Genomic DNA, 26,085 nt, shown 5'->3' with positions numbered 1-26,085 from the left:
CCGGAGCGGAGAAGATCGGATGCAGACCCAGACGCAAGATATCGCCGGCATGTCCGCCGAAGCAGCGGATAAGCGGATTGCGTCCATCGAGATGGAGCCAGCGGCCGCCGATCAGTTGCGGGTCGACATCTTCGACAGCATGGCACCGCTCGAAGCCGAATGGCGCGCGCTGGAACGGGACGATCTCAACTCGCTGCACCAGAGCTATGACTGGTGCGCAGCTTGGGTGGAGAACCTCGAACGTCCTCTCGCCATCATCCGGGGCTCGATCGGAGACCAGGTTGCTTTCATCCTGCCGCTCGAAATCATTCACAGTCGCGGGACAAGACGAGCCGAGTTCATCGGAGGCCACCACAACAATATCAATACCGGATTGTTTTCAGCCGAGTTCCTGGAGAATGGAGGTTTGACGGCTCCTCAGGCGAGCGCCATCTCGGCGGCTTTGCGCGGCAAGGTGGACGTTGTCATCCTGCGCAACGTTCCGCTCGAATGGCGCAGTCGCAAAAGCCCGCTCGCTTCGCTGACGTCGATTGAAAACCAGAACCGTGCCTTTCAGATGCCCTTCCTTGGCAGTTTTGAAGCAAGCCTAAAGCAGGTGAATGCCAAGCGCCGGCGCAAGAAGTTCAAGCATCAGAGCCGGCTTCTCGAAGCCAGGGGCGGCTACGAATATGTGATCGCCGGTCCTGACGAGCAGGACGCATTGCTCGATCTGTTCTTCCGGCAGAAGGCGATCCGCTTCGAGGATGCCGGCCTGCCCAATGCGTTCAAGGATGGCCGGATCAAGGCTGCGCTGCACGCCATGTTGCGCCGACGCCAAGGCGATGGCATCGGCGCGACGCTGGAGATGCATGCGCTGCGCCTAAAAGGCGAACACGAGGGCCATATTCCAGCCATCGCTGCCCTGTCCCGCAAGGGAGATCATGTCATCTGCCAGTTTGCCTCTATCGATGAGGCTCTGGTTGCGGAGGCGAGCCCCGGCGAATTGCTGTTTTGGCTGATGATCGAGCGGCTGCATCGCGAAGGCGTCGCGCTCTTCGATTTCGGTATCGGTGACCAGATTTACAAGCGTTCTTGGTGCCCGATGGAAACGGTGCAGTATGATCTCTTCCTGCCCGTCTCAGGCATGGGGCGTCTCGCGGCGATGGCGAACCGGGTCATCACACGTACGAAGGTCGCGATCAAATCCAATCGCAAGCTCTATTCCTTCATTCAGCGGCTGCGGGCACGGCACGGAGCCGGCACCGCATCGGATGATGGAGGCGGCGACGCGGATTGATCAGGCTGCGTCCCGGCGCGTGTCCGGATCATGCTCCTCGCGCCAGCCGGACATCAGAATGATGTGCTCGTAGCCGGCCTTCTGGAATTCCGTCATGACAGCGATGAACTGGCTTTCGTCGGGCTCAGGCATGGAGAGGACGATTTCCGTCTCCTTGCTGCGCGTCAGCCGTGCGACGCCGGAGACTTCAGCCGCGCCACATTCCACCAGAACGATGTCATAGGCCGAACCGAGTGCGTCGAGGATCAGCGACAGACGATCGGCGCCGCGCATGGCACGGGCAAGGTCGCTCATGCCCTGCGGCACGAGATGGGCATCCGACAGGCGATCCGGATGGATCGTATCGGCAAAGGCCGCTTCGCCGCAAAGCAGGTCGGTTACGCCAGGAAGTTCGTCATGCTCTGCCATGAGCCTGGAGGGACATCCGGTGCCGGTCATATCGACCAGCACGATACGGCTCCCCGCATCGGCGATGGTTCGCGCCAGCATGACGGTCGCGGTCGAACCATTATCACCGGTCGGAGATATGGCGATCGCCAGCCGCGAGCCGCTGTCGATCAGATAATCCGCGACGGATTGGATGGAGAAATCCTCCTCTTCCTCCGTCGCGCGAGCAGCCTGGCTGGGTTCATGGTCTGGAGCGATTGCAGTGCCCGAGGCGGCAGCGGCGTCGGGCGCAATTGCAGTATCTGCAACCTGAACCGCGATGTCTTCTGACGGGATCGAAAGCATGCTTGCCGGCGCCTCGGCACCGCCCGCGCTCGCAACTGCCCGAACCGGAGCAGGTTCGCCGACGGGTTGAGTGCGCTTCGCCGTCTCCAGCACGGCGACATCTTCTCTGCGGGCAGGCCCGACCGGCCGCAATGCACGGCCGCTGAAGAGCTCCGCGAGCATGATAACGATGGCCGTGAGGATGAAGGTGGCAAGGGTAGCGACGATGACGATCGGGCCGACCTTCGGGAAGGAGGGATCGACCGGCTCGACCGCCGTGGAAACGATGCGCGCATCGGCAGGGCTGGAATTCTTGTCGACGCGAGAGGCCGCTTCGCGATAACGGGCAAGATAGGTCTCCAGCAATTGTCGCTCTGCCGCAGCTTCACGCTCCAGCGCATTGAGGCCCACTTCGTCCTCCCCTGCCCGGGCGCTATCGGCCTTCAGCGTATTCGATTGGGCGAGGAGCTGCTGTTCGCGCAGCTGCGCTACCTTTGCTTCATTCTCGATGCTTGCCAGAATCCTCTGGGTCTCGCGATCGATCTGCTGACGGATATCGACGAGCTGCGCCCGCAGGCTCTTCAGCCGCGGATGCCCATCCATCAGCGTCGTGGACAGATCGGAGATCTGCGACTCGAGATTAGATTGGGTCGCCTTCAGCCGCTGAATGGTCTGCGAGCCTGCGACGTCGGCAAGCGTATCGGTGGAGCGGCCGCTGGACAGTGCGCTGCGCACCGCCTGCGCTCTCGCCTCGGCATTGGCCTTGTCGCCACGCACCTGCGCCAGCTGCGTCGAGATATCCGCGAGCTGCTGCGTGGCGAAATTGTTGTTCTGACTGGTCTGGAGAAGCCCGTTGGCGGAACGATAATCCGCAACCTTCTTTTCCGCCTCGCTGACCTTATCGCGCAGCTTGGCGATCTCCGGCTCCAGCCAGCGCGTCGCCTCGCTATTGGAATCGAGCTTGGCGCCGCTCTGCATGGATAGATAGACCTGCGCCATGGCATTCGGCACGCTGGCGGCGAGATCCGGATTGCGGGACGTGAAGCTGATGCCGATCACGCGTGAGCTGTTGATCTGATAGACCTGCAGGCGGCTGTTGAAGGCGTCCAGCATCCGCTCTTCCGGGGCCTTGTCGGCCGCCGCCCGCTTCAGATGCAGCTTGATCAGAATATCAGAGAGAGCAGAACCGTTGTTGCCGGCGGCGAATTCGGGACGATCGTAGAGCTTGAGATTGGTAATGACCTGCTTCACCAGATCCGCCGACTGCAGGATCTGCACCTGGCTGGCAATGTTCAGCTCGTCCAATAGAGGTCCGGCACCGGCATCGTTGCCCGATGTCGTCGCCGCAAAGGCAGGCGCACGCTGCTCGATGAGGATGCGGGCTTCGCTGCGATATTCCGGCGACATGACCTTGGCGATCGCGAATGCCGCGCAGGCGCCTGCCAGCGTGATGGCAACGACGCGCACCCGCCGCTGCCACACAGCGCGAAAGAGCTGAGCGAGATCGATGTCCACATCCTGCTGGGTGTTGTTGACACCGGACATATGCAAAACTCCGTAATAGAAAGCCAAAATTAATCGTAAACGACTATGGTAACCCAAGCGTTAATAGTATTTCACCAGCATTATTTTTGGCATCTCTAATTTTTTCCTGGAATTTGATTTGCTCTTTACCGACCGTTAACCCTAACGGATCGATAACGACGGCAGTGTCTTCCCTTTCTAATGAGCGCGAAATGCCCTTCGCAAAGTCAAAGATTGTCCTTGCACTCGGCATGGCTGCCGTGAGCGCCGCGCTCACCGGCTGCAACACCTATCAACCGGCACCCAAGGCCTTCAACGAGGCCACGATCCAGCCCTATACGCTTGATAGCGGCGACCGGTTGCGCGTCACGGTGTTCGATCAAGCCGGGCTGACCAACACCTATACTGTCGATCAGGCCGGCTATATCGCCTTCCCGCTGATCGGCCAGGTTGCTGCCCGCGGCCGCACGCTGCAACAACTCTCCGGCCAGATCGCGCAGAAGCTTCGCCAGGGATATATTCGCGATCCAGACGTCACCATCGACATCGACCGCTATCGCTCGGTCTATATTATGGGCGAAGTCGGCCAGCCGGGCCAATATTCCTATGTGCCGGGCATGACCATCCAGAATGCCATCGCGGTCGCAGGCGGGTTCACCAGCCGGGCCAACCAATCCAACGCGGATGTCACCCGCAAGATCAACGGTCATGTCATGACTGGACGGGTCGGCATCTCCGATCCTGTACTGGCAGGCGACACCATCTATGTCAGAGAGCGGTTGTTCTAACCGCGACCGCTCATGGCCCGACCGCTTCGAATCCTTCACTGCTTCAGATCGCCCGTCGGCGGGGTCTTCCGCCATGTCCGGGATTTGGCGGAGGAACAGAGCAAAGCGGGTCATGAGGTCGGCATCCTTTGCGACAGCCTGACGGGCGGCGAGCATGAGGATCGTCTGTTCGACGATATCGCGCCATTCCTGGCTCTTGGCGTCGTCCGTCTGCCGATCCGACGGCAAATTACCCTCTCAGATGCTGCGACACTGTGGAGCAGCTATAAAGAAATCAAGAGTTTGCGGCCGGATGTGCTGCACGGGCACGGCGCCAAGGGCGGCCTGCTTGCGCGCGTTCTCGGCTCGATCCTGCGGGTCAACAGGTGTCGCGTAGCCCGCCTCTATACAGCGCATGGCGGAAGCCTGCATTTCTCGCGCGGCTCGTTCCAGGGCATGCTGGTGCACAGCCTGGAACGGATGCTCGAGTTTCTCACCGATGGCCTGATCTTCATTTGCGACTTCGAACGCCGCACCTATGAAAGAAAGATCGGCAAGCCGCGCACCCGCTCTGTGATGATCTATAACGGCATCAGCGAAAGAGATTTTCGCACCATACCGACACGATCGGACTCCGTGCATTTCGTCTATATCGGCATGCTGCGGGACCTCAAAGGTCCCGATCTGTTCGTGGACGCCTTTGCAAAAACGGAGCGGCGGATCGGCAGGCCGCTGTCAGCGCTGATGATCGGCGACGGACCGGATAGAGACAAATATCACCGACTGATGGTCGAACGGGGCCTCGGTCACCGTATCGGCATGCTACCCGCGATGCGCGTGCAGGAAGCCTTCACGGTATCACAGAACATCGTCGTCCCCTCGCGCGCCGAGGCCATGCCCTATATCGTTCTTGAAGCGCTCGCAGCCGGCAAGACCGTCATCGCCTCGCGCGTCGGCGGCGTTGCGGAAGCGCTTGGCGAAAACAGCGCAGCACTCGCCAAACCGGAAGATGCCGATGACCTCTCGCGCATCATGGCCGAAGCGATCACAGAACCGCTGTGGGGCGCTCGCAACATGCCCGATATCGGAACGATACGATCGAATTTTTCGGCTTCAGCCATGGCGCGGGATACTTTGCACTTGTATCAAAATATACTTGGCCTGAATGAAGACGGTTAGAATACAGGCAAGTGTTGTAAGTGTTTCTTAGCTGATATCTGATAGGCCTTGTCCGGTAACGACTGGATAAGTTGCCATGAACACTACCGAAAAGTCCGAGCAATTCAACTTGGACCATCTTCGCAAACAGGTTTCGGAAATCCGCACTCGCGGTGCCAGCGAGCCTCATAGCGATCGCCCAGACAGCATGAATGCCTATGCGCGCCAAATCGCCGAACAGCTTCGCGAAACCAACCAGTCCCCGGCAATCATCGTCGGACAATACCGGCTGTTCGAATTTCTGTCGCTGCTTGCATTCGGGCTTGCGATCCTCCTCTTCGGGACGTCGGACAATCATCCCTTCCTGTCGAAGGCCGTGGTGACGATCGCCCTCTGCGGCCTTGCCATCGTCTTCCTGCAGATTGCGGATGCCTATCAGATACCGGTCTTGCGCTCGCCGCATCACTTCCTGCACCGGATACTGGGATCCTGGGCAGCCGCCTTCGCGGTCATGGTCATCGCCCTCTTCCCCTTCGACATCAACAATATCTATTCGCTCTCACTTCTCAGCCTTTGGTTTGCGGCGGGTGCAGGCTTCCTCCTCGTCGCCCGCCTGCTTTTCGCCTACGGTATCCGCCACTGGGCCCGTAACGGCGTCATGGAAAGACGCGCCGTCATCGTTGGCGGCGGCGAACCGGCAAAGGAGCTCATCCGCGCGCTCGAGCATCAGCCCGACAACGATATCCGTATCTGCGGCATCTTCGACGATCGCGGCGAAAAGCGCTCGCCAGTCATGGTCGCCGGTTACCCGAAGCTGGGCACGGTATCGGAACTGGTGGAATTCGCCCGGCTCGTGCGCATAGACATGCTGATCATCGCGTTGCCGATCAGCGCCGAGGATCGCATTCTGCAATTGCTGAAAATGCTTTGGGTGCTACCCGTCGACATTCGTCTTGCCGCCCATGCCAACAAGCTGCGGTTCCGCCCCCGCGCCTATTCGCATGTCGGCGCCGTACCGATGCTCGACATCTTCAACAAGCCGATCCGTGACTGGGATGGCGTTGCCAAACGCATCTTCGACATCTTCTTCAGCCTGGTCGCACTTGCGTTGCTCTGGCCGATCATGCTCGGCGCCGCAATTGCCGTGAAGGCAACCTCGAGAGGGCCGATCTTCTTCATGCAGAAGCGCCACGGCTTCAACAACGAGATTATCAACGTCTTCAAGTTCCGCTCGATGTACACCCATATGAGCGATCCGTCGGCACGCAATGCCGTGACCAAGAACGACCCGCGCGTGACCCCCGTCGGCCGCTTCATCCGCAAGACATCGATCGACGAGTTGCCGCAGCTCTTCAACGTGCTGCTCGGCAGCCTCTCGCTTGTGGGACCGCGCCCCCACGCCGTTCTGGCCGCCAGCCATAACCGCACCTATGCCGATGTCGTCGAAGGCTATTTCGCGCGCCATCGCGTCAAGCCCGGTGTCACCGGCTGGGCGCAGATCAACGGCTGGCGCGGCGAGATCGACAGCGACGACAAGATCAAGTTCCGCACGGCTTACGATCTGTACTACATCGAGAACTGGTCGCTGCTCTTCGATCTGAAGATCCTGTTCCTGACGCCGTTCCGTCTGCTCAATACGGAAAACGCCTATTGACCACGCTGGACCTGCCATCGCCCCGCGTCGCGCAGCCGCAGCTTGCCGCCATGCGGCTGGTCGGCACGGCAAGCGTTGCTGTCGGTGTGTTTCTGTCGGGTTTCGTCATCGCCGAGCCGGCACCCTACGAGCTGTGGCTCGCTTTTCTGATCGGTACCTGGTTCATTCTCGGGCTCAAAATCTCGCGCAGCGTCGCGCCACTGCTGGCGCTGTTCCTGCTGTTCAATATCGGCGGCATGCTGTCGATCACCCAAATGCATGATCTTGCCGCCAGCGATCATCTCGCCGGCCCGATCTATATCGCCGTTTCCACTTTCCTGGCGCTGAGTTCCGTCTTCTATGCCGCCATCACCGAAGACAACGAAAAGCGGCTGAAGCTGATCTTCAATACATGGGTCGCGGCGGCGCTGATCACCGCGAGCCTCGGCATCCTCGGCTACTTCCACGCCGTGCCGGGCTTCGACATCTTCACCCGCTATGATCGCGCCATGGGTGCGTTCCAGGATCCGAACGTCTTCGGCCCCTATCTCGTGGCGCCAAGCCTTTACCTCATGCACGGCTTGCTCATCGGTGACCTGAAGAAAGCGCCGATCAAAGGCATATGCCTGTTCGTGCTCGCCTTCGGTATTTTCCTGTCTTTCTCCCGCGCCGCTTGGGCCCTCTTCGCCTTCGCCTCGGTGATGCTGATCTTCTGCATGCTGCTGAAGCACCGCAGCAATACCTTCCGGCTGCGGATCCTGGTGATGTCGCTGGCGGCCATCATCCTCATGGTCGTTCTGCTCGTCGTTGCGCTGCAATTTCCCCAGGTCAGCGACCTGTTTTCGACGCGCTTGCAGCTGGTTCAGAGTTATGACGGCGGACATCTCGGCCGCTTCGAACGCCACAGCATCGGCTTCCAAATGTCCATGGAACGGCCTTTCGGCATCGGGCCGCTGGTCTTCGGTCAGATCTTCCGCGAGGACGAACACAATACCTGGCTAAAGACGCTGACCACTTATGGCTGGCTCGGCTTCGTCACCTGGGTCAGCATGATCTGCTGGACCATCTATATCGGCTTCCGCAACCTCCTGAGGGAGCGTCCCTGGCAGCCCTACCTGATGATCGCCTGGATCGTCATTCTCGGCCATGTCGGCATCGGCAACGTCATCGATACCGACCACTGGCGCCATTTCTACATGCTGATCGGCATCGTCTGGGGCTGCGGCGCCCTGGAGCAAAAGTATCAGCGTGACCTGAACAAAAGGAAAGCTGCGCCGTGAACATTCGCACCAACGTCAAACGCCTGTCGTTGCTGCAGGTTCTCGAACCGAGCGGCGGTGGCTCCGGGCGACATTTTCTCGACCTATGCCGGGCCATGCAGCATCGCGGCCATTCCGTGACCGCTATCTATTCCCCAGTGCGCGCAGAGCCCGCTTTCGTCACAGAACTGGAAAATATCGGCCTGGACAATGTCATTCCGCTTGGCATGCGGCGCGCGCCCGGCCCCTGGGATCTGACTGCATGGTGGCAACTGCGCAAGATCGCGGCCAGTCATGGGCCGTTCGATCTGATCCATGGCCATAGCTCGAAAGCGGGCGCATTAACGCGCTTGCGTTTGCCGGGGCGCCATGTCCCCGTTCTCTACACGCCGCATGCCTTCCGTACCATGGACCCGACGCTCGGTGCGAAGGGCCGCCTGATCTATGGCGGTATCGAGCGCCTTCTCGGGACGTGGCTGACCGATCGCCTGGTCTGCGTTTCGCAGGATGAATATAATCACGCCCTGTCGCTCGGCATCCCGGAAAAACGCCTGCGGGTCGTGGTCAACGGCGTCAACGCACCTCCCCTCAGCCAGCGAGCAGCCATCCGCAGACGATACGGCATTCCTCAGGAAGCTTTGCTCTTCGGCTTCGTCGGCAGAATGACACAACAGAAGGCGCCTGAGCGCCTGGTCGCGGCTTTTGCACGGATAGCAGCCCAATTGCCGCATGCCCATCTGCTGATGATCGGGATCGGTGAGCTGGCCGACACTGCAAGGGAGATGATCAAGGCGGCCGGGCTTGAAGATCGCGCCCGCATTGATGGCAGCGTACCGGGGGTGACGGCCATCGACGCCTTCGATGTTGTCGTCATGCCAAGCCGCTATGAGGCGATGTCCTATGTGATGCTGGAGGCCGCAGCTGCGGGCAAGCCGCTGCTGCTTGCCGATGTCGGTGGCGCGCGCACGGTGCTGGAGCACGGCAAGAACGGCTACATCGTGCCGAACAGCGATAATCCGGAAGCGTTGGCGGCCGCGATGGCACGTCTTGGCGATCCGACGTTGCTGGCGAATTTTACTGCCGAAGCCCGTCGCCGCAAGGATGGATATACGCTCGCCGGCATGGCGGATGCGACCGAGAAGATCTATCACGACCTGCTCGGCTACCCCGCCCCTGCCCCGCTGGAATTGGTAGCAAATTCCAGTTTGGATAATAAGCGCGAGGGCCGGGAGAAAAGCGCGGTTGCCCTTTAAACTCGCGAGGATTTTCGCCGGAAATCGGTTCCGCTTTTCAAGCCGATGCGATAGACTTAACTCATGATTACTTCAGCACAATTGCGCGGCGCGCGCGCCATGCTCGAACTGACGGTGGAGACGCTTGCCAGCGAGAGCAAACTCCCGGTTTCGGCGATCGAAGCGCTGGAAACAGGGACAAGCCCGGCGGATATGAGGGCGCTTGCGACAGTTCGCTCCGTCCTCGAGAGCCACGGGGTGCTTTTCCTCGCCGGCGGCAGTGACGGCATGGGTGGCCCTGGCATTCGCTTCAAGCATTGGTCCGAAAATGATGGCATCCGGCCTGAGAATCTGAATGCCACCAATGACGATTGACGGCTGACGCAGTGCCTGAAATCTCCCAGCGCCGCTTCGCGCCTTCAGGCCTTAGATCTTGCGATCTGCCTCAGGCCGCGAGCTTCCAACCTTTGACAAGCTCTTCGGGCGCAGAGAGGGCTGCAGGCAGGATGTAGCGCTCGGTGTTGTTTGCCGGCTCCCAGCCTTCAACAATGGAGCCAACCGGCAGGCCATGCCCGAAATCGGTCAGCGTCACGAGCTCCAGGATCATATGGCCGTAGTCGTCGCGCCATTCGCGCCGCTCGCCACCTTCGAAGAGACGCAACCGACCCTTGGTGCGCGGACGCTCGCGTGCAGTCAGCCACTGCGCGACGGATGCCTCGGCATTGGCGAAGGACACCACATCATCGGCATCGCCATGCCAGATGGAGACGACGGGATAGCGAGCAGCTTCGGGGGACACTTCGCGAACGAGCTCGCCCCATTTTTCCGCCGGGCGGCTTGAGCCGCGCTTCATAACGTCAAGCGCCGATATGGCATCGCGGGCAGCGCCGAAAGGCAGGCCGCCGATAATGGCGCCTGCGGCAAAGAGTTCCGGATAGGTCGCGAGCAATGCAGCTGCGATAGCGCCACCGGCCGAGAGGCCCATGACGAAAATCCTGCTATCGTCGATCGCATGCAGGCGGCGGCTGAAATCAATCATTTCTCTGATGGATCCGAGCTCACCGCGATCGCGCGTGACCATGCTCGGGCGAAACCAGTTGAAACAGAGATTTGGGTTGTTCGATGCCTTCTGCTCCGCATAAAGCACGGCAAATCCATGCTGGCGCGCAAGTGCGGTCCACCCGCTCGCGCGATCGAAATCCTCGGCATTCTGATGACAGCCGTGCAGGACAACGACGAGCGGCATCGGCCCCTTTACCCCCGGGGGCACATATTCGAGCATGCGCAAATCGCCGGGATTGCGGCCAAACCACAAAACTTCCGTCAGCCGCTGCGGCGACGGGCGGGTGGAAACGCGACGGCGCGACGGCTGCGATTGCGGCTGCATCATCGGAAATTTGAGCTGCGGCAGCTCGACGGAATCGACGAGCAAGCGGCGAAGCCGGCTCGGAACTTTAAAATTCATCATGGACCTTTCTATCCACGTCAGCCACGGCCGGTTTTTCCTCCGCTGCGGGCTGGCGCGCACTGTTCCTTTCCAGAATCAGTGACATCGAGAAATCGAATCTCTTTGTGCAACGCAGCAAATATAGGGAGGCTGTCCCGCTTCGAACAGGCACAAAGCATCATTGCTGCTATGTGAAATCAGCTTAAATCGATTAGATTTTCGGCCACAAAAAAACGCAGCTGCGTCAGAAATAAGCCCGTGCAAGCGCGAGAAGCTTCGCGTCGTCCTTTACGCCCTGGCGATAAAGCTGAATAATCAATGCGCCGAGGCGCTCTGCTTCGAGGCTTTGCGGGCTCATGCCACGATCCTTGCAGACCGTATCAAGCACCTTCTCGAGTCGGTCCAGATCGTCTGAAAACAGCGGCAGATCTCGTGGATGGATAGGTGTGTCCAGCATTTGCGCGTCTCATTGTCCGTGGGGCAGAAGCACGCAGTACTTCGCCGGCACCCGTTTATTCCCGACGATAGGATTAGACTATGCGCCTTGCGCGTGGGGTTGGCAAGGAAGCATTTCGGCCGACGCATTTCTGATTCGCAGATTTTACGGAAATTCGATCGAAGGTACAATTTTAAGTTAGTGCATCACCAAGCCTTTATCCGCATCTGCAATAAGCGGAAAAAACGGAGGCATAATGATGACCAGATTTCTGATCCAGGCTGCTCTCAGCTTGACGCTTGCAGCGGCGGCCCTGCCCGCCCTCGCGCAGAATTTTTCGAATCTTCCGCTGCGCAACCCTCGCCAGCCACCCGAAGGATATATTTCCGTGCAATCGGGAATATCGATCTCCTATCCTATAACAGATGGCGACAGCGAGGAGCAGCAGGAGAAGGCGTTGAAATCCTTCTATAAGTTTGCCGCAAGCAGCTGCGCCACCCTGCTCGACACGATTGCCGATGCCTGCGAGATCAGTGCTCTGTCGAGCAATACCTCGGTCAACAATCCAGACAATCGCGGCACGAGACTTTCCATCAACGGACAGGTGACGATGGCGGTGAAACTGAAGCCGCCGACGGCGGCCACGAAATAGCCTTGCCCCATCGCAGTTCATGATCTCCGCCAAAGCCAACGGATCGGTAAGAAATGGCGGCGATAATCCCCCTCGCAATTGAGGGATGATACCATGGCGAAAGCGAAACGACGCACGCGACGCAAGCCGCAATCCAAGGCGGGCAATTCGATGTGGCTATGGGGTGTGGTCGGCCTGGCAACGATAGCCGGCATCTACGCCTATCAGCATCGCAAGGACATGCCGTCGATGCTGGCGCATGCCGGCGCAGTCGCCGGCATGCCGCATATGGCTCGGGAAGCACCGGTGCCAGCGGCAAAACCGCAAATAAAGACGGCAGCAGTGACTTCGGAGCCGCACGCAACATCCGCCCTGCCGGTACCGCCCGCCGCCATTCCCGTGGCGATGCCGGTCAACAAGATACCGGTCGAACGGCCGATACCCAGCTTGCGTGCGCAGTCCGGCGGTCGTTTCGTGCTATGCGGCGCCGGCTCTGGAACGAACTGCGTCGTTGATGGCAATACCTTCTGGCAGGATGGCATCCGGATTCAGTTGGCCGATATCGATGTGCCGGACGCAGGTGCCGCGCGCTGCCCGAGCGAAAGACAGAGAGGCGTAGCCGCGAAACTGCGCCTGCAGGCCATTCTCAACGATGGAAGCTTCGTGCTTTCCGGCAGCAGCCGTCGCGACGACCCGAATGGCGGCAAACTGCGCATTGCCATGCGCGCGGGGCGCTCGCTCGGCGATCAGATGGTGTCAGAAGGTCTCGCACGCCGCTGGACCGGCCAGGCGTCGTCCTGGTGTAGCTGATTTTCAGAAATTCGATTGGGAGTTCAAGGAGATAAATGGTCGGGGCGACTGGACTCGAACCAGCGACCCCTTGACCCCCAGTCAAGTGCGCTACCGGGCTGCGCTACGCCCCGACCTGCCGAAACGGCTTGTTTCGTTTAGAGTTTAGCGTTTCCCGACGCAAGCGAAAAGTGTCGGCCTGCTCAGAAAAAGTTGCCGTTCAACGGCACAGCTGCCTCGGTCCGCGGCTCGGCTGATAGGTGTTATCGGAGGCGCGATAAGAGCGGTAGCGGCTTGCGCAGTCACGCGCATGAACGCCGTAATAGCTCTGTGAGCCCTGCCTGTTGAACAGCGTGCCGGTCACAAAGGATTTAAAGAGCACGCCGCTATCCGAATCGTCGTCATAATAGCTGTCCGAGCCATGCAGCCGATGGCCGCTGCCCCAACGATTATGGTGATGATGCCAATGGCCGTGGCCATGACCGTGATCGCGCACCTGGATGATGTCCGACTGTCCGGTTGCAGGCACGGTCAGGGTCGGCATGGTGACGGCATTCGCCGGCATGGCGGCACCGGCCGCCAGCAAAATACCAAAGCCTGCGGCAGTTATCGATCTCGCAATCGTAAACATATGCGACTCCTTCGAAATCCGGCGGCGCAATCAAGTAAATCTGCACAACAACCTTGCTGCCGAGCACGCCGTCATTATCTGTATATAGTGATTTGGAGCCACACTCATAGATGCCCTTCCGTCTTTATGTGCGACGGATGTCGCAAGACGGAAAGTGGGCGGAAAGTCAAAGCAATGAAGCCTTATATAATGACTCTCCTGTTATGTGCACCGCTGCTTTCCTCGTGCAATACGACGGAATCGGTGCAGCCCATCCCGGGCAGCATCACCTATGGCGGCCAGCCGCATATGAAACTGACGAAATCGCCTCCCGGATCGCAATTCCAGCATCACTTCACGAACCAGTGGGGCCAGGATGTTATCGAAACCTATATTGTCCAGCCGGACCGAAGCGTGAAGCTCGTGAACCGCCAGGAAATGAGCCCGCCAGACTAAAGCCGTTTTCTTCGAAACGCGAAAACACCCATCCACTTGTCTTTCCATATCTCTGGACGGAAAATCGCTACAGTCTCCTGGAGCCGCTCTGGAGGTTCGTTGGCCTGAAACGAAAACTCCGTCAGCGTGAGCCGACGGAGCGTATCGGAATGCAGATAAAAGCCACGCTTACCAGCAGCGGTAGCACCGACGGTAATAAGGCCGGCCGTAATAGCCGCGGTGATGATGATTATCGCTGACAGCGGCGCCGACGAGAACGCCGCCGATGATGCCGGCGGCGGCCAGGGCAGCAGCCTGGTTTTCAGCCTGTTGCGCCTGAGCGCGATTGGACTGATAGGTCGCGCCGACACAGCGGTTATAACGCTGCGTACCTGGGCGGAAGCCCTGCGACTGGCAGGTCATTTCCGCATTCATCGCAGATTCTTGCGGTGTCTGACAGCTCGATAGAATGGTTGATATAGCGACAAGGCTCGCCGCCATCGTGGCACGTATGCGCATATTCCCTCCGGCAATTTAGGATACAACCCCGGAAAGCGAAATACAGCCAAAGGTAAGCTTTAGCAAGCCAACCTTATCAAGCATCGCGCGAAAATCCGTCAAATCGTGGCAAAACTGCACGCAAGGATGGCATCGTGCTTAACGGCCGGATAGCAGCATAGTGCAAAATGAAAAGACCCCGTTGGGGCCTTGATATCCGATTTGCACGCCCGCAGCCCATCGAGACGGCGGGCGTGTTTTAGATCAGAAGTTCCGTTCGAAACGAAGGATACCGGCGACCGTATCATCCTTGATATAGTCGTAACGCACATAGGTCAGTTCCGGCTCGATGAGGAAATCCTTCACCGGATAGATCTTGAGGTTTGTGGTCGCTTCGAACATCTTGGATTCGGTATAGGCAAGCTGCAGATTCCACTTCAGCTTGTCGTTGATCGGGACGCCGACGCCACCCCAAAGCGCCCAGTCACCCCAACCACATTTGGCGGCATTCACCGTACCGTTCGATCTCGTGCAAGCTGAGATGTCCTGGTTCGTGCCTGCATATTTGTTCAGCTTGTCGCCGTCCGTATTCCAGCCCCCCATCAGGAAGGCTTCCACGCCACCGAATTTGGCATCGAGACGAGCCTTGATGGCACCCTCCTCCACGATGGAGTCATAGCCGCCGACAACCTTGATGCCCCAGTTGCCCGCCTTATAGCCGAGGCCGGCAACGACGTCGGGAGCATAGTGGTTGGATTTGTCATCCGTCCACCAGCCGGCACCGTAGGAGGCCTCACCGTCGGAGGTGGAATTGGAGTCTTCCAGCGAGATCATAGCCGAGAAGCCATTGTCCGGCTCGTATTTATAGGTCAGCTGATTAAGTTCATACGGGCCGTCATAGATCACGTCGTCGTTAATGACATCGCCAGCATAGCCGGCGTAAAGATTGAATTGCGAATCGAGCTTACCCACCGTGAAGCCGGCGAGGCTGATATTGGCAAACAGCAGCTTCGAGGATGTCGCGCCCCCATCGTTCCACTCCCAGCGGAAGATGGTGTTGGTCTTCAACGGGCCGTATTCGGTGTCGGTCGCCGTATCGACGTTGAGCTCCACACGCTCATGCCAGAGCGTGCCGACCTTGCTACGCGGATTATAGGCGTCATACCACTCGCCCTCCGTGCGAACCTTTCCGCCGATTTTCAGGCAGGTTTCAGTGCCGGGAATATAGAAATAGCCTGTGCCATATCCATCGCAGATGCGGACATATTCCAGCGGTTCGGGTTCCGCAGCGACAATGGCGTCGGCGGCATGGGCGGCGCTCGCCGCGGCGATGGCAGCGGCGGAGCCAAGAAGAAGGCTCTTGATGTTCATGGTGTCTCCATTCGACTATCCGTCAGAGATGGAGTCTCCCGGCAGACAACAGCGTGCCCCTCCATAGCCTGACTGTTCCCCTCAAACAGGGCGAAGCAATAAGCTTCGCCGTCAAACTGAACCCGTGAGCTTGCCCCAGCAAGTTAATAAGGCTGCCGAACTAATTCCTACAACGCAGAAGAGTGGCAGACGTGACAAAAATGTCACATGCCTGTCGCAATGACAAAACGAACGCACCACAGGTAGCCGAAACATGCATCGGACAAGAGAATGCATACACCTGCAACATAATATGCTTTAAACGCAATCCCCAATACGTGCGACCCGGGGCGTGGGCAGTCTTATCGCACCTGATCGAGGAGACGCTTGCATTCCAGAAGATCGTAAAGCGTCTCCTGAAGCAAAGCGCGATCTTCCTTGCCGACGCTCGATTTGCCAATGGAGACGTCAGGCACGCCATCGTCACCGCTGACGAAATTGAAGAAACGGCGGCTGATCGGCGCCTTGGCGCGGCCGACGATCTGGTCTTCGTCGGAATTGGCGGAGGCAACGCGGGGCTCCATGGCGGCAGGCTCCTGGGCCGCCGCAAGCGCTTCCACACTGGCCAGATCACCATGCCCGACAGCGATGACGAACTTGTTGCCGTTGGTCTTCAAAAGCTTCTGAACACCCTTGATCGTATAGCCGTGATCGTAGAGGAGATGGCGGATACCATTCAACAGGTCGACGTCCTCGGGGCGATAGTAGCGCCGGCCGCCACCCCGCTTCATCGGCTTTATCTGCGGAAACCGGGTCTCCCAGAACCGTAGGACATGTTGCGGCAGATCAAGGTCTTCCGCGACTTCGCTGATCGTGCGAAATGCATCCGGGCTCTTGTCCATCATCATACTCCCACACTGCACATGCAGCACCGTTTGGCCGGATCACGCAAAAGCGGATGTCGGCATTCGTATCGCTCCATGATACGACTCACCATATTTCAACGGTTTGGCGGTGGAAATTCAAGTCACATCTTCAGCCGCTGCACAGGCTGGCGACAAATCAACACTGAAGATGCACTGGCGCGACCGCACGACAAGGCATGCGGCCGAGCGAAAACAGAAATCCCAAGGATGGATCAGGAGGCAGGATTTACCGGCTTGGCCTTCGCCTTGCGGCTCGCATGTGCTTTTAGAATGCGGGTCTTGAGGACGTTCGACGCCTTGAAGGTCATGACACGCCGCGGAGAGATCGGCACTTCCTCGCCGGTTTTCGGATTGCGGCCAATGCGCTCATTCTTGTCACGCACCTGGAATGTCGCAAACGAGGAGAGCTTTACCGTTTCCCCACGCACGATGGCGTTGCAAATTTCATCGATCACAGTCTCGACGAGCTCCGCCGACTCCGTTCTGGAGAGACCGACTTTCCGGAATACCGACTCCGCCAGGTCTGCGCGCGTCACTGTCTTGCCCGTCATAGCTCCCCGCCCATATTGCTGCGTAATCTTCTTCAAGTTTCGCGAGACTATTGCCGTTGCGCCGCACGGTCAAGCTCTTGTTCGGAACGGCTTTTAGAGATGTGGCACTACCAGCGCAGCAGGACCGCGCCCCAGGTGAAGCCGCCACCCATAGCCTCCAGCATCACCAGGTCGCCCTTCTTGATTCGTCCATCACCTGCCGCAACGGCGAGCGCAAGCGGAATTGATGCAGCCGATGTGTTACCATGAAGGTCCACGGTGACCACAACCTTCTCGGGAGCAATTCCGAGCTTCTTGGCGGAACCATCGATGATGCGGCGGTTGGCCTGATGCGGTACGAGCCAGTCGAGATCGTCGGGCGTGGTGCCCGTTGCATCGAATGCGGCCTGGATGACGTCGGTAATCATGCCGACGGCGTGCTTGAAGACCTCACGACCCGCCATATGCAGGACACCAACCGTTCCCGTCGTGGACGGGCCGCCGTCGACATAAAGCTTTTCCTTATGGGAACCGTCGGAGCGCAGGCTTGCCGTCAGCACGCCGCGATCGCTATTGGCACCACTTCCCTCGCCAGCCTCCAGGATCAGCGCGCCGGCACCATCACCGAAGAGGACGCATGTCGTGCGGTCGGTCCAATTGAGGATGCGGGAAAATGTCTCGGCGCCGATGACGAGTACGCGCTTGGCAAGGCCGCCGCGAATATAGGCGTCAGCCGTGGTCACCGCATAGACGAAGCCGGTGCAGACGGCCTGGACATCGAAGGCGAAGCCATGATGCATACCGAGCCGGTTCTGGATATTCACCGCCGTTGCGGGAAAAGTATTGTCCGGCGTCGAGGTGGCAACGATGATCAGATCGAGATCATCCGGTGTCAAACCGGCATTGGCGAGAGCGGCGCGTGCCGCCTGCTCGCCCAGGGACGCCGTGGTTTCGCCTTCACTGGCGATGTAGCGCTGACGAATGCCCGAGCGTTGGACGATCCAGTCGTCGCTCGTGTCGACGATCTGCTCCATCTCGGCATTGGTCATGACGCGTTTGGGGAGCGCCGCCCCAAAACCGCGGACTATTGAACGGATCATTCTGCGTATACCCCGTCTCTCATGCCGCTTCCGGCCCGATAGGGGGCAGCCGTTTGGCATGATATCTCTTCAAATCGTTTTCGATTTTCTGCGTGAGCCCATTCTTGGCCATATCGTAGCCGACATCGATGGCAGCTGCGAAGGCTTCGACATTCGCACCGCCATGGCTCTTAATGACGATGCCGTTCAGGCCAAGGAAGACGCCGCCATTGACCTTGCTGGGATCGAGCTTCTCGCGCAGCAGGTCGAAGGCGCCCTTGGCAAAGACATAACCGATGCGCGCAAGCAGCGTGCGCGACATGGCGGCGCGCAGATAGGCGCCGATCTGCTTTGCCGTGCCTTCGGCCGCCTTCAGCGCGATATTGCCGGAGAAGCCTTCCGTGACGACGACGTCGACCGTGCCCTTGCCGATATCATCGCCCTCGACGAAACCGGAATATTCAAGCGATTCGAGATTGGCTTCGCGAATGAGGCGGCCGGCGTCCTTGACTTCTTCCTGTCCCTTGATTTCCTCGACGCCGACGTTCAGCAAGCCGACGGTGGGGCGCTCGATCTCGAAGAGCGCGCGTGCCATGGCGCCGCCCATCAGGGCAAAGTCGAGCAATTGCTGGGCATCGGCGCCGATCGTGGCGCCGACATCGAGCACGATGCTTTCGCCGCGCAGCGTCGGCCAGATCGCCGCGATTGCCGGACGTTCGATATTGGCCATGGTGCGGAGACAGAATTTCGCCATCGCCATCAGCGCGCCGGTGTTGCCGGCGGACACGACGACATCAGCATCGCCCGTCTTCACCGCCTCGATCGAGCGCCACATGCTGGAGACGTAGCGGCCGCGGCGAAGCGCCTGGCTCGGCTTTTCATCCATGCTGATGGCCACTTCGCATTCGTGAAAGACCGATTTTTCGCGAAGCTTGGGATATTTGGCGAGGACCGCCTCGCAGCGTTCCTTCTGTCCGTACATGACGAATGTGATATCGGGATGCCTATCCAGCGCCTTGGCCGCGCCGGGAACAACAACCTCAGGGCCGAAGTCGCCACCCATTAGGTCAAGAGAAATTCTGATCACGCGTCCCTAGTCCTTTTTCTCCGCCGCGACGGGCGAATTTGGCGTCAAAATACCGTTTTCTCCCCCGGTTACAACTGAATTGTGCTCGAACGGCACCGGGGCCTATTCCTTTTTCCAGTCTTTCAGAACAGCAAAGGGCGACGGTTTTCTGTCATCTTCGCCCGTGTCTTCAATATGCGCTTCGAATTCGACGCCAGGCTTGCGCGGATAGGGATCAATGGCGAGAGCGGCAAATTCCGCAACGACCGCGCCGGCATCAATCGTGTCACCGGTAAAGGTCTCCGGAAGATCCGGACCATCGGGATCAAGTATCATTTCTCCGGCATCCACAGAGGGCGCACGCGCCAGTTTGGAATCCTCGGGCACGAAGATGTGCTCGAAGTCCTCGTCGATATCAGATTCGACCGGCTCGAGTGTGACAACGCAAGCCTGAACGATCTTTGCCTTCACATTGCCCTTGATGCGCACGCCGTCGCGCTTCCAGCGAGAAATCTTGAGGTCGGCTTCGAGCTTGCCGACCGAGAGAACATCCCAGAGAGCAGCGAGCCCGGCCAGTTCGCGATCGTCAGCCTCGAGGTGCACATCCACCGGATTGGCGGAGATATGCCCCACCTTCACCGGATAGGAGAACGGCGTTTCATCGGAGTCGTGTCTTTTCATTTTTATCTCCTAACCGGCCCGTTGGCCGACTTTATCTGGCACTGGCAGCGTCGCCGAGCCGGTAGCGATCTGATTTTCGGTTATGGTCGCCAAGTGCGCTTCTGCGATCATCATCCAATCGGCCAGCGAACGCATGGATGCCGCATTTTCATTCGCCTTGGGATAGATGTTGCGCTGTAGCGCCGCGGCAAGCGCGGTGCGATCATCGCTATCCATGGCACCCGCATAGCTTTCGAGCCGTCCATAAAACATGCCGGCCAGCTTCTTCATGCGCTTCGGCACGCTGTTGTCGCCTATACCGAGCTCGCGGATCGAATAATCGATATCCTCGAAGAAGGCATCCACGATTTCCTGCGCCAGCTCCTGGCCGCTTGTTGCCGAAGACCGCGTGCGGCGAAAGAACAGGATCATCATGACAGACAGCAATTCGAAGCGCCCCATCACCGTATCAGGCACCTCGTAGTCGGTATAGAAAACCGGCTGCCGCGCCATGGATGTCAGGATCTCATACTGCCTGACCACGATGATCTGATTGTGATTTCTTTTACGGAAGAGCCCAAAAATCATGAAAATTCCCGGAATTGGCTCCCTCAGAGCGCGCCGTTTTTGCTTGGCCTTGTTGCATCCACGCAAAAGCTGGTTTACCGAAGCAAGCGCGAATTGCAATGCCGTTTGTGCCCGCTTCGAGGCTCCAGCCCTTACCGTCGTCACGTTGTGCATGATCGGTGACGAAGAGTGCCGAACAACATGATTGTGCCTTTTGCCATCGCGGAAAGGCCACAATGATGTGCACAGCAAGGTCATATCGGCCGTCCGGCCATCGGATTGATTCATTAGGGGAGATGAGATGTCGTTGACCAGACGGTATTTCAAGTCTGACATTACTTTCAGCAGCGCTGCCGCCATTGCCCTGGTGATTGCGACCATAGGCCTTTCGGGATGCAAGACCAGTGAGGTCATGAACAACGGCTACATCTTCGACCCGCAGTCGCTGGCGCTCGCGCCGGTCGGTTCGAGCCGCGAACAGGTCCTGCTGTCGCTCGGCACGCCTTCCACCACCGCAACCTTCGATGGCGAGGTCTTCTACTACATCTCCCAGAAGCGTACGCGCGCCGTCGCCTTCATGAAGCCGAAGCTGGTCGACCAGAACATTCTGGCGATCTATTTCGACAAGGACGGCGTGGTGAAGCAGGAAGCCAACTACACGCTGAAGGACGGCAAGGTCTTCGACATGATCAGCCGCACGACCCCGACCGGTGGTCGCGACATCACCTTCCTGCAGCAGATCCTCCAGGGCAGCGGCAGCGGCGTCAACGGCGCAAGGAACTTCCTCAACAACCTCAACCCGGGCCAATAAGACCGGGACGGTATCTCAACGAAAAACCCGCGGGGCACTGCGCCCCGCGGGTTTTCTTTTTGCGTTCGGTCTGCTTCGCTTACCCGGCGAGAATCGCAAGTAACAGCAGGGCGACGATATTGGTGATCTTGATCGCCGGATTGACGGCCGGACCCGCCGTATCCTTGTAGGGATCGCCGACGGTGTCGCCCGTCACCGATGCCTTGTGAGCTTCCGAGCCCTTCATGTGGCGCGTACCGTCTTTGTCGACGAAACCGTCCTCGAAGCTCTTCTTGGCGTTATCCCAGGCGCCGCCGCCCGACGTCATCGAGATGGCGACGAAGAGGCCGTTGATGATCACGCCGAGCAGCGAGGCGCCGAGAGCGGCAAAGGCAGAGGCCTTGGAGCCGGACAGCAGCAGGACGCCGAAATAGACGACGACAGGCGCCAGAACCGGCAGCAGCGACGGGATGATCATTTCCCGAATGGCAGCCTTGGTCAGCAGATCGACGGCGCGGCCGTAATCGGGACGCTCCGTGCCCTGCATGATGCCGGGCTTTTCACGAAACTGCCGGCGCACCTCTTCCACGATCGAACCGGCGGCACGACCGACGGCCGTCATGGCGATACCGCCGAAGAGATAGGGGATCAGACCGCCGAACAGCAGGCCGGCAACGACGTAGGGGTTTGAAAGCTCGAACGAAATCGTGCCTACATTGGCGAAATACGGGAACTTGTCGCCGTGCGCCGCGAAATATTGCAGGTCGTTCGAATAGGCGGCAAACAGCACGAGCGCACCGAGACCGGCCGAACCGATGGCATAACCCTTGGTGACGGCCTTGGTCGTGTTGCCAACCGCGTCCAGCGCATCGGTGGATTTGCGCACTTCCGGCGGAAGATGCGACATTTCCGCGATGCCGCCGGCATTGTCCGTCACCGGACCGAAGGCATCGAGCGCGACGATCATGCCGGCAAGGCCGAGCATGGCGGTGACCGCAATACCCGTGCCGAACAGGCCGCCGAGCTGGTAGGTGGCGATGATGCCGCCGACGATGACGATCGCCGGCAATGCCGTCGATTCCAGCGAGACGGCAAGGCCCTGAATGACGTTGGTGCCGTGACCGGTAACCGACGCCTGGGCGATGGAATTGACCGGCCGCTTGTTGGTGCCGGTGTAGTATTCGGTGATGACAACGATCAGCGCCGTGACGATGAGACCGACGATACCGCAGGTGAAGAGCTTCGTGCCGGTGATGTCGAAGCCGCCAACGGTGCCGATCGAACCCCAGCCTATGGTGAGCGAGGTGGCTGCGGCCAGACCGACGATCGACAGCACGCCGGTCGCGATGAGGCCCTTATAAAGAGCGCCCATGATCGAACCATTGACACCGAGCTTGACGAAGAAGGTGCCGATGATCGAGGTGATGATGCAGGCGCCGCAAATCGCCAGCGGGTAGATCATGGCCGAACCGAGGATCGGGGAGCCGGCGAAGAAAATGGCGGCGAGAACCATGGTCGCAACGACGGACACCGCATAGGTCTCGAACAGGTCGGCTGCCATGCCGGCGCAATCGCCGACATTGTCGCCGACATTGTCGGCGATCGTGGCGGGATTGCGCGGATCGTCTTCCGGGATGCCGGCCTCGACCTTGCCGACGAGGTCGCCGCCGACATCGGCCCCCTTGGTGAAGATACCGCCGCCGAGACGGGCGAAGATCGAAATCAGCGAGGCGCCAAAACCAAGGGCGACGAGCGCATCGATCACGTCACGCGAACCCGCTTCGTGACCGAGGATGCCGGTAAGCACATAGAAGTAGATGGAGACGCCGAGCAGGGCGAGACCTGCAACCAGCATGCCGGTGATGGCACCGGACTTGAACGCAATGTCGAGGCCTGCAGACAGGCTCTGCGACGAGGCTTGCGCGGTACGAACATTGGCGCGCACGGAGACATGCATGCCGATGAAACCTGCGGCGCCTGAGAGGATTGCGCCGATCAGGAAGCCGAACGCGGCTTCGGCCGACAAGAGGAGCCAGGCCGCGATGAAAACAATGATCCCGACGATGGCGATGGTTCTATATTGGCGCGCCAGATAGGCTTGCGCTCCTTCACGAATATACCCGGCAATCTCCTGCATGCGGGCATTGCCCTGATCGGCAGCGAGCACCGACCGGGTTGCCCATACGGCATAGATGACCGAGAGCAGTCCGCATGCGATCACTCCTAAAAGAATCGACATTTCGCTTTTTCCCTCCAAAAAAGCCGGCGGTTTACTCCTCCCCCGGCCGCCTGCGACAACGATCGGTCCCCTCCTCCAGGAGATCGGCTGATGTGCAGTTGCGAGATTGATGGCGGGAAAACGTCGCGTCAAGACCGTCCGCAGGTAAAACACCCGCAGGAGGTTCAAAAGAATATTCGAAGATGAAATCAGGCGCGAACGAAGAAAACGAAAATGCGTTACATCGCGATCTGAACGTCCGGCGAAGCCTATTTCTTCGCTTCGCCGCGAACCTGCTTGGCGATTCGGTCGAGCACGGCATTCACGAGCTTCGGCTCGTCCTCCTCGAAGAAGGCATGCGCAATCTCGACATACTCGGTGACGATGACCGGGACCGGCACGTCCTTGCGGTCGATAAGCTCGAAAGTGCCGGCGCGCAGGATAGCGCGCACGGTGCTGTCGAGACGCGACAGCGCCCAGTCATCCTGAAGCGCGGAACCGATCAGCGGATCGAGCCGGGTCTGCTCACGCACGACGCCCGACACGATGGAGCGGAACCAGGATGCGTCAGCCTTCAGATAGGTCTCGCCATCCAGCTCCTGCCCGAGGCGGTGGGCCTCGTATTCAGCCACCACCTCCAGAACGCCGGTTCCGCCGATATCCATCTGATAGAGCGCCTGAACCGCCGCAAGACGTGCGGCACCCCGCTGGTTGGCGGGCTTGGCCGGTCGCTCGTTATCCTGATTGCTCATCTATTATGCACCCAACTTCTCTTTCAGCGCGATCATGGTCAGCGCCGCACGGGCGGCAAAACCGCCCTTGTCCTTGTCCGAACGGCGCGCACGCGCCCATGCCTGCTCATCGTTCTCGACGGTGAGGATACCATTGCCTATCGCAAGAGATTCGCTGACGGCCAGATCCATCAGAGCCCGCGAGGATTCATTGGCGACGATATCGAAATGATAGGTCTCGCCGCGGATAACCATGCCGAGAGCCACATAGCCGTCATAAACCACATTACCATTGTCGCCGCCATCTAGCGCCATGGCAATTGCTGCGGGGATCTCCAGCGCGCCGGGGACGGTAACGACGTCATAGGTCGCGCCTGCCTCATCGAGAGCGGCCTTGGCGCCGTCGAGCAGTGCATCGGCCATATCGTCATAGAAGCGAGCTTCGACGATAAGGATATGAGCGTTGGAAGAGCTGGTCATACATCACCTGCAATTTGAGAGGGCGCGGCACCTTGTTAGGCCCGGGTCAAATCACGGCGAGCCTCGCTTGGCAAGTGTTTTTCAATGGCGCGGGCCGATTCCGACCCTATTTGGAAATGATCGGCGCACCGCGGAAATTGTGGCTTTCGCACACGTAACCGCTTCGGTAATAATTTGCAGCCTGCAAGGGGGAGGTTCATGACAGAGAAATCCACACCCGCCATCAATGTCGGCGAGCTTGAACTGGAACATTGGCAGCAAGGCAGCTTCTTTGCCGGCAGCGACACGTCCTTCGGGGCGAAGCTCGGGCTGAAGCAGCTCGGCATCAGCTACAACGAGGTGCCCCCGGGCAAATCCGGCTGTCCATTTCACAATCATCATGTCGAGGAGGAGATGTTCGTCATTCTCGACGGCGAAGGCGAATACCGCTTCGGCGACCGGCGTATCACGGTCAGCAAGGGCGATGTTCTTGGAGCTCCGGCCGGCGGCCCGGAAACGGCACACCAGCTGATCAACATCGGCCCCAGCGTGCTCACCTATCTCGCCATTTCGACGAAGGCGCGGACCGAGATCGTGGAATATCCCGATTCCGGCAAGTTCCTGGCCAAGACCTATAGCGGCGGTAAGACGGCGTTCCGCGCCATCGGCCGCGCCGCTGCCACCAACCTCGACTACTGGGACGGCGAGCCCGGCGCCTCGGACGACTGACCATCACCAAAAACATTTTCGGCAAAGACCTGACCCGATGACCCATATCCCAACATTGACGACTGACCGGCTTCTGCTGCGCGGCCATACGCTTGATGATTTCGATGAATTCCTCGAGCTCTGGAAGCACAAGGAGATTGTCCGCTTCATCGGCGGCGAGATGCCGACACGCGAGCAGGTTTGGGCCCGACTGTTACGCTATGCCGGCCTATGGCATCATCTCGGCTTCGGTTTCTTTGCCGTCGAAGAACGCCAAAGCGGCCGGTTGATCGGCGAAGTGGGCTTCCTCGACCTGCATCGCGACATGACGCCGATGACGGAAGGCACGCTGGAGGCCGGTTGGGGCATTACGCCGCCGATGCAGGGCAAGGGCTATGCTACGGAAGCCATGAATGCGGCGATTGCCTGGGCGGACAGACTGTTCGCAGGCCGTCGCATGACCTGCATCGTGGATTTCGAGAACCTGCCGTCGATACGGGTTGCCGAAAAAATCGGCTTCCGCCGTATCGGCGAACTCGTGCTCAAGGACAGGTCCAACGTCCTATTCGAACGTTAGGCGTTGCGGGGAGAACTA

General features: G+C 59.3%; 28 protein-coding genes and 1 tRNA gene. 13 read left to right on the top strand and 16 right to left on the bottom strand.

Annotation, left to right across the window (positions count from 1 at the left end; genetic code table 11):
• Positions 1–19 precede the first annotated feature (19 nt).
• Complete coding sequence (locus AC13RC_RS03975) at positions 20–1,276, top strand: GNAT family N-acetyltransferase (protein WP_488556548.1); 1,257 nt, start codon at positions 20–22, stop codon at positions 1,274–1,276.
• On the opposite strand, the gene AC13RC_RS03970 is transcribed toward AC13RC_RS03975, so the two are convergent.
• On the bottom strand, positions 1,277–3,532 hold the full coding sequence (locus AC13RC_RS03970; RefSeq protein ID WP_488556547.1) for a GumC family protein: 2,256 nt from the start codon (positions 3,530–3,532) through the stop codon (positions 1,277–1,279). It lies immediately after the preceding gene.
• Between the two features lie 191 nt (positions 3,533–3,723).
• Between AC13RC_RS03970 and AC13RC_RS03965 the strand changes: the two genes are divergently transcribed.
• From AC13RC_RS03965 to AC13RC_RS03940, 6 genes are all read left to right on the top strand, one after another.
• Complete coding sequence (locus tag AC13RC_RS03965) at positions 3,724–4,299, top strand: polysaccharide biosynthesis/export family protein (protein WP_069616269.1); 576 nt, start codon at positions 3,724–3,726, stop codon at positions 4,297–4,299.
• Positions 4,300–4,311: 12 nt separating this feature from the next.
• The gene (locus tag AC13RC_RS03960; RefSeq protein ID WP_488556546.1) at positions 4,312–5,457 is read left to right on the top strand and encodes a glycosyltransferase family 4 protein; all 1,146 of its coding nucleotides are present in this window, start codon (positions 4,312–4,314) and stop codon (positions 5,455–5,457) included.
• 76 nt (positions 5,458–5,533) lie between these two features.
• Positions 5,534–7,090: an undecaprenyl-phosphate glucose phosphotransferase gene (locus AC13RC_RS03955; RefSeq protein ID WP_113354719.1), complete on the top strand. Its 1,557-nt coding sequence runs from the start codon at positions 5,534–5,536 to the stop codon at positions 7,088–7,090.
• On the top strand, positions 7,087–8,349 hold the full coding sequence (locus AC13RC_RS03950; RefSeq protein ID WP_488556545.1) for an O-antigen ligase family protein: 1,263 nt from the start codon (positions 7,087–7,089) through the stop codon (positions 8,347–8,349). Before AC13RC_RS03955 ends, AC13RC_RS03950 begins: the two co-directional genes overlap by 4 nt.
• Positions 8,346–9,581 carry a glycosyltransferase family 4 protein gene (locus AC13RC_RS03945; RefSeq protein WP_488556544.1) on the top strand — a complete coding sequence of 412 codons (1,236 nt, stop codon included), beginning with the start codon at positions 8,346–8,348 and terminating at the stop codon, positions 9,579–9,581. Before AC13RC_RS03950 ends, AC13RC_RS03945 begins: the two co-directional genes overlap by 4 nt.
• Positions 9,582–9,644: 63 nt before the next feature.
• Entirely contained in the window at positions 9,645–9,935 is a 291-nt protein-coding gene (locus AC13RC_RS03940) for a RodZ family helix-turn-helix domain-containing protein (RefSeq protein ID WP_069616264.1), read from the top strand.
• Between the two features lie 70 nt (positions 9,936–10,005).
• Here the strand turns inward: AC13RC_RS03940 and AC13RC_RS03935 are convergent, their stop codons facing one another.
• Both AC13RC_RS03935 and AC13RC_RS03930 read right to left on the bottom strand, forming a co-directional pair.
• On the bottom strand, positions 10,006–11,028 hold the full coding sequence (locus AC13RC_RS03935) for an extracellular catalytic domain type 1 short-chain-length polyhydroxyalkanoate depolymerase (protein ID WP_488556543.1): 1,023 nt from the start codon (positions 11,026–11,028) through the stop codon (positions 10,006–10,008).
• Between the two features lie 223 nt (positions 11,029–11,251).
• Positions 11,252–11,464, bottom strand: coding sequence for a hypothetical protein (locus AC13RC_RS03930; protein ID WP_113329022.1), 213 nt, complete (start codon positions 11,462–11,464; stop codon positions 11,252–11,254).
• Between the two features lie 235 nt (positions 11,465–11,699).
• Between AC13RC_RS03930 and AC13RC_RS03925 the strand changes: the two genes are divergently transcribed.
• Together AC13RC_RS03925 and AC13RC_RS03920 are read left to right on the top strand one after the other, a co-directional pair.
• Positions 11,700–12,095 (top strand): hypothetical protein, encoded by a 396-nt coding sequence (locus tag AC13RC_RS03925; RefSeq protein WP_488556542.1) that lies wholly within the window; start codon positions 11,700–11,702, stop codon positions 12,093–12,095.
• 93 nt (positions 12,096–12,188) lie between these two features.
• On the top strand, positions 12,189–12,884 hold the full coding sequence (locus tag AC13RC_RS03920; protein WP_488556541.1) for a thermonuclease family protein: 696 nt from the start codon (positions 12,189–12,191) through the stop codon (positions 12,882–12,884).
• A 36-nt stretch (positions 12,885–12,920) separates the two neighbouring features.
• On the opposite strand, the gene AC13RC_RS03915 is transcribed toward AC13RC_RS03920, so the two are convergent.
• Positions 12,921–12,997: transfer RNA gene (locus AC13RC_RS03915), tRNA-Pro, on the bottom strand.
• A gap of 86 nt (positions 12,998–13,083) precedes the next feature.
• A complete protein-coding gene (locus AC13RC_RS03910) occupies positions 13,084–13,494 on the bottom strand; it encodes a BA14K family protein (protein WP_488556540.1) in 411 nt (136 codons plus the stop codon).
• A gap of 174 nt (positions 13,495–13,668) precedes the next feature.
• On the opposite strand from AC13RC_RS03910, the gene AC13RC_RS03905 reads away from it, so the two are divergent.
• Positions 13,669–13,929 carry a hypothetical protein gene (locus tag AC13RC_RS03905; RefSeq protein ID WP_112723085.1) on the top strand — a complete coding sequence of 87 codons (261 nt, stop codon included), beginning with the start codon at positions 13,669–13,671 and terminating at the stop codon, positions 13,927–13,929.
• A gap of 168 nt (positions 13,930–14,097) precedes the next feature.
• Here AC13RC_RS03905 and AC13RC_RS03900 read toward each other — a convergent pair whose 3' ends face one another.
• From AC13RC_RS03900 to AC13RC_RS03865, 8 genes are all read right to left on the bottom strand, one after another.
• Positions 14,098–14,427 carry a hypothetical protein gene (locus AC13RC_RS03900; RefSeq protein ID WP_069616257.1) on the bottom strand — a complete coding sequence of 110 codons (330 nt, stop codon included), beginning with the start codon at positions 14,425–14,427 and terminating at the stop codon, positions 14,098–14,100.
• A 243-nt stretch (positions 14,428–14,670) separates the two neighbouring features.
• Positions 14,671–15,777 carry a porin gene (locus AC13RC_RS03895; protein ID WP_183811772.1) on the bottom strand — a complete coding sequence of 369 codons (1,107 nt, stop codon included), beginning with the start codon at positions 15,775–15,777 and terminating at the stop codon, positions 14,671–14,673.
• 341 nt (positions 15,778–16,118) lie between these two features.
• Positions 16,119–16,664 carry a MerR family transcriptional regulator gene (locus tag AC13RC_RS03890; protein ID WP_069616255.1) on the bottom strand — a complete coding sequence of 182 codons (546 nt, stop codon included), beginning with the start codon at positions 16,662–16,664 and terminating at the stop codon, positions 16,119–16,121.
• A gap of 230 nt (positions 16,665–16,894) precedes the next feature.
• Entirely contained in the window at positions 16,895–17,233 is a 339-nt protein-coding gene (locus AC13RC_RS03885; RefSeq protein ID WP_069616254.1) for an integration host factor subunit alpha, read from the bottom strand.
• Between the two features lie 107 nt (positions 17,234–17,340).
• Positions 17,341–18,312 (bottom strand): beta-ketoacyl-ACP synthase III, encoded by a 972-nt coding sequence (locus AC13RC_RS03880; protein WP_113354714.1) that lies wholly within the window; start codon positions 18,310–18,312, stop codon positions 17,341–17,343.
• Positions 18,313–18,331: 19 nt separating this feature from the next.
• Positions 18,332–19,378 carry a phosphate acyltransferase PlsX gene (gene plsX / locus AC13RC_RS03875; RefSeq protein WP_113329028.1) on the bottom strand — a complete coding sequence of 349 codons (1,047 nt, stop codon included), beginning with the start codon at positions 19,376–19,378 and terminating at the stop codon, positions 18,332–18,334.
• A 102-nt stretch (positions 19,379–19,480) separates the two neighbouring features.
• Positions 19,481–20,038, bottom strand: coding sequence for a YceD family protein (locus AC13RC_RS03870; protein WP_095434461.1), 558 nt, complete (start codon positions 20,036–20,038; stop codon positions 19,481–19,483).
• 9 nt (positions 20,039–20,047) lie between these two features.
• Entirely contained in the window at positions 20,048–20,605 is a 558-nt protein-coding gene (locus AC13RC_RS03865) for a ubiquinol-cytochrome C chaperone family protein (RefSeq protein WP_069616334.1), read from the bottom strand.
• Between the two features lie 280 nt (positions 20,606–20,885).
• Here AC13RC_RS03865 and AC13RC_RS03860 point away from each other — a divergent pair, with 280 nt between their 5' ends.
• On the top strand, positions 20,886–21,395 hold the full coding sequence (locus AC13RC_RS03860; protein ID WP_488556539.1) for an outer membrane protein assembly factor BamE: 510 nt from the start codon (positions 20,886–20,888) through the stop codon (positions 21,393–21,395).
• 79 nt (positions 21,396–21,474) lie between these two features.
• Here AC13RC_RS03860 and AC13RC_RS03855 read toward each other — a convergent pair whose 3' ends face one another.
• The 3 genes from AC13RC_RS03855 to AC13RC_RS03845 all read right to left on the bottom strand — a co-directional run bounded on the left by AC13RC_RS03855 (position 21,475) and on the right by AC13RC_RS03845 (position 24,803).
• The gene (locus AC13RC_RS03855; RefSeq protein WP_145320477.1) at positions 21,475–23,613 is read right to left on the bottom strand and encodes a sodium-translocating pyrophosphatase; all 2,139 of its coding nucleotides are present in this window, start codon (positions 23,611–23,613) and stop codon (positions 21,475–21,477) included.
• Between the two features lie 248 nt (positions 23,614–23,861).
• Entirely contained in the window at positions 23,862–24,344 is a 483-nt protein-coding gene (gene nusB / locus AC13RC_RS03850) for a transcription antitermination factor NusB (RefSeq protein ID WP_047627120.1), read from the bottom strand.
• Positions 24,345–24,347: 3 nt separating this feature from the next.
• On the bottom strand, positions 24,348–24,803 hold the full coding sequence (locus AC13RC_RS03845) for a 6,7-dimethyl-8-ribityllumazine synthase (protein WP_069616248.1): 456 nt from the start codon (positions 24,801–24,803) through the stop codon (positions 24,348–24,350).
• Between the two features lie 198 nt (positions 24,804–25,001).
• Here AC13RC_RS03845 and AC13RC_RS03840 point away from each other — a divergent pair, with 198 nt between their 5' ends.
• Positions 25,002–25,511 carry a cupin domain-containing protein gene (locus tag AC13RC_RS03840; protein WP_113329030.1) on the top strand — a complete coding sequence of 170 codons (510 nt, stop codon included), beginning with the start codon at positions 25,002–25,004 and terminating at the stop codon, positions 25,509–25,511.
• A 37-nt stretch (positions 25,512–25,548) separates the two neighbouring features.
• Complete coding sequence (locus AC13RC_RS03835; RefSeq protein ID WP_069616246.1) at positions 25,549–26,067, top strand: GNAT family N-acetyltransferase; 519 nt, start codon at positions 25,549–25,551, stop codon at positions 26,065–26,067.
• Positions 26,068–26,085 lie beyond the last annotated feature (18 nt).

It is taken from the genome of Martinezella sp. CNPSo 3890 (assembly GCF_057784455.1).
Note: the sequence above shows the minus strand (reverse complement) of the source record. Positions and strands in the feature narration are given on the sequence as shown.

Excerpts from the sequence above, each read along its gene's own strand:
- AC13RC_RS03860 (WP_488556539.1), top strand. The coding sequence starts at position 20,886 with ATGTCGTTGACCAGACGGTATTTCAAGTCTGACATTACTTTCAGCAGC.
- AC13RC_RS03900 (WP_069616257.1), bottom strand. The coding sequence starts at position 14,427 with ATGCGCATACGTGCCACGATGGCGGCGAGCCTTGTCGCTATATCAACC.
- AC13RC_RS03855 (WP_145320477.1), bottom strand. The coding sequence starts at position 23,613 with ATGTCGATTCTTTTAGGAGTGATCGCATGCGGACTGCTCTCGGTCATC.
- AC13RC_RS03905 (WP_112723085.1), top strand. The coding sequence starts at position 13,669 with ATGAAGCCTTATATAATGACTCTCCTGTTATGTGCACCGCTGCTTTCC.
- AC13RC_RS03935 (WP_488556543.1), bottom strand. The coding sequence starts at position 11,028 with ATGATGAATTTTAAAGTTCCGAGCCGGCTTCGCCGCTTGCTCGTCGAT.
- AC13RC_RS03940 (WP_069616264.1), top strand. The coding sequence starts at position 9,645 with ATGATTACTTCAGCACAATTGCGCGGCGCGCGCGCCATGCTCGAACTG.
- AC13RC_RS03865 (WP_069616334.1), bottom strand. The coding sequence starts at position 20,605 with ATGATTTTTGGGCTCTTCCGTAAAAGAAATCACAATCAGATCATCGTG.
- AC13RC_RS03880 (WP_113354714.1), bottom strand. The coding sequence starts at position 18,312 with ATGATCCGTTCAATAGTCCGCGGTTTTGGGGCGGCGCTCCCCAAACGC.
- AC13RC_RS03870 (WP_095434461.1), bottom strand. The coding sequence starts at position 20,038 with ATGAAAAGACACGACTCCGATGAAACGCCGTTCTCCTATCCGGTGAAG.
- AC13RC_RS03925 (WP_488556542.1), top strand. The coding sequence starts at position 11,700 with ATGATGACCAGATTTCTGATCCAGGCTGCTCTCAGCTTGACGCTTGCA.
- AC13RC_RS03910 (WP_488556540.1), bottom strand. The coding sequence starts at position 13,494 with ATGTTTACGATTGCGAGATCGATAACTGCCGCAGGCTTTGGTATTTTG.
- AC13RC_RS03895 (WP_183811772.1), bottom strand. The coding sequence starts at position 15,777 with ATGAACATCAAGAGCCTTCTTCTTGGCTCCGCCGCTGCCATCGCCGCG.
- AC13RC_RS03930 (WP_113329022.1), bottom strand. The coding sequence starts at position 11,464 with ATGCTGGACACACCTATCCATCCACGAGATCTGCCGCTGTTTTCAGAC.
- AC13RC_RS03840 (WP_113329030.1), top strand. The coding sequence starts at position 25,002 with ATGACAGAGAAATCCACACCCGCCATCAATGTCGGCGAGCTTGAACTG.
- AC13RC_RS03885 (WP_069616254.1), bottom strand. The coding sequence starts at position 17,233 with ATGACGGGCAAGACAGTGACGCGCGCAGACCTGGCGGAGTCGGTATTC.
- AC13RC_RS03920 (WP_488556541.1), top strand. The coding sequence starts at position 12,189 with ATGGCGAAAGCGAAACGACGCACGCGACGCAAGCCGCAATCCAAGGCG.
- nusB (WP_047627120.1), bottom strand. The coding sequence starts at position 24,344 with ATGAGCAATCAGGATAACGAGCGACCGGCCAAGCCCGCCAACCAGCGG.
- AC13RC_RS03845 (WP_069616248.1), bottom strand. The coding sequence starts at position 24,803 with ATGACCAGCTCTTCCAACGCTCATATCCTTATCGTCGAAGCTCGCTTC.
- AC13RC_RS03955 (WP_113354719.1), top strand. The coding sequence starts at position 5,534 with ATGAACACTACCGAAAAGTCCGAGCAATTCAACTTGGACCATCTTCGC.
- AC13RC_RS03975 (WP_488556548.1), top strand. The coding sequence starts at position 20 with ATGCAGACCCAGACGCAAGATATCGCCGGCATGTCCGCCGAAGCAGCG.
- AC13RC_RS03960 (WP_488556546.1), top strand. The coding sequence starts at position 4,312 with ATGGCCCGACCGCTTCGAATCCTTCACTGCTTCAGATCGCCCGTCGGC.
- AC13RC_RS03835 (WP_069616246.1), top strand. The coding sequence starts at position 25,549 with ATGACCCATATCCCAACATTGACGACTGACCGGCTTCTGCTGCGCGGC.
- AC13RC_RS03970 (WP_488556547.1), bottom strand. The coding sequence starts at position 3,532 with ATGTCCGGTGTCAACAACACCCAGCAGGATGTGGACATCGATCTCGCT.
- AC13RC_RS03965 (WP_069616269.1), top strand. The coding sequence starts at position 3,724 with ATGCCCTTCGCAAAGTCAAAGATTGTCCTTGCACTCGGCATGGCTGCC.
- AC13RC_RS03890 (WP_069616255.1), bottom strand. The coding sequence starts at position 16,664 with ATGATGATGGACAAGAGCCCGGATGCATTTCGCACGATCAGCGAAGTC.